Raw genomic sequence first — 1,448 nt, 5'->3', positions numbered from 1 at the left:
GGGATGGGCTTATCGGTAACGCCTCTGATCGAGTGTTGTCAGCCGGTCCGGGTGAAACACCATCAGCCCGGTCACCAGGGTGCCATTCACAAAGCCCTCCGGAATCATGAACAGAGGCAGATAGCGCAGGTATTCATGCACCAGCTCATCAAAGGTATAGACGCCGCTGGTCCATAGCATCAGGCACATGACGATGCCCGCAGCGGCCACCGAAATGCCCGCGCCGAAAAAGCCGCAGAAAAAGATGTAGGCGAAAAAATTCTGGAAATCCCGCCGACGCTCCCAGAGCATGATCCAGTGACTGACAAGTGCCGGCGCCATCACCGTAACCAGGCCGTTGGCGGCAAACATCAGCAACGGCTCGCGGCCGGTAATCACGGTAATCACCAGGGCCAGCAGCCCCGAAAGAACCGCCAGAGCCCAACCCAGCATCAACGTTAAAGCTGTGATACCGAAAATATGGATGGCCAGGCCCGGAGAAATCCCCGCCCGCAACTGCCAGACAAACCCCAGCACCACGGCTGCCCCGAAAAACGAATGCTGGAGTGCGCTATCCTTTCGGAACGCCTGCCAGTCAATCGAACGCACTGCCCGGACCAGAATGACCAGGAAAAGCAGAAGGGTGGTGATCCACTGGCTGGTCGATAGCAGGTTTTCAGTCATGCCCATAGCGAAAATACCGCAGAAACCAGGTCGGGAATGACATCATAACGGCCGGCCCCACCCCCGGCGCAAGCGGATCCTGATTAATCAGGCGACCTGTTTTTCGAGCTTGCCAGGGTCGGTCAGGCGCTGCCAGGCTTCGTAGGTGCTCAAATACACCTCGCCGCCCAGGTGGGAAAGCAGTTCCGTACCCTTCAGCCTGTCCATCACCGGCCCTTTCACCTCGGAAAGATGCAACCGGACCCCGGCATCCTTCAGGCGCTCGTTGATAGTTTCAAGGCTTTCCAGCGCAGAGGCATCCACCAGGTTGACCGCCGGACACACCAGCACCAGGTCTTTCAGTTCCGGTTCCCGGGTCAACAGATCCATCACGGTTTCCTCGAGGAAACGGGCGTTGGCGAAGTAGAGGCTTTCATCCACTCTCAGGAAGGTGACCTTGGGGCACAGCTCCACGTCGTGGCGGAGCACATTGCGGAAGTGCTCAGTGCCGGGCACCCGGCCAACCACCGCGCTGTGAGGACGGCTGGTACGATACAGGAACAGCCCGATGGACAAGGCCACACCCGCGATGAGGCCCGCCTCCACACTGTGCACCAGTGTCAGCACGATAGTGGCGAGCATGGCACCGAAATCCGTCCGGGAATAACGCCAGGTGCGGCCCAGGGCCGGAAAGTCGATCAGGGTGGCGACGGCAACAATGATGGTTGCCGCCAGAGTCGCCTGGGGCAGATACGCAATCGCCGGCGTCAGGAACAGCGTTGCCAGGGCAATGCCCACCGCCGCAT

General features: G+C 59.7%; 2 protein-coding genes. Both read right to left on the bottom strand.

The window, feature by feature from the left end; genetic code table 11:
* Positions 1-9 precede the first annotated feature (9 nt).
* Positions 10-669, bottom strand: coding sequence for an energy-coupling factor ABC transporter permease (locus tag B2W52_RS08180; RefSeq protein ID WP_053113716.1), 660 nt, complete (start codon positions 667-669; stop codon positions 10-12).
* 81 nt (positions 670-750) lie between these two features.
* Positions 751-1,448: SulP family inorganic anion transporter (locus B2W52_RS08175; RefSeq protein WP_286802418.1), on the bottom strand; the 698-nt coding region annotated here is incomplete at its 5' end.

Source organism: Marinobacter sp. UBA2498, assembly GCF_002341575.1.
In the GTDB taxonomy this organism is placed as follows: Bacteria; Pseudomonadota; Gammaproteobacteria; order Pseudomonadales; family Oleiphilaceae; genus Marinobacter; species Marinobacter manganoxydans.
The sequence above is the reverse complement of the archived record's forward strand: the minus strand, read 5'-3'. Positions and strand labels throughout refer to the sequence as shown.

Bases quoted from the DNA above. Each gene is read 5' to 3' on its own strand.
- B2W52_RS08180 (WP_053113716.1), bottom strand. From the start codon at position 669: ATGGGCATGACTGAAAACCTGCTATCGACCAGCCAGTGGATCACCACC.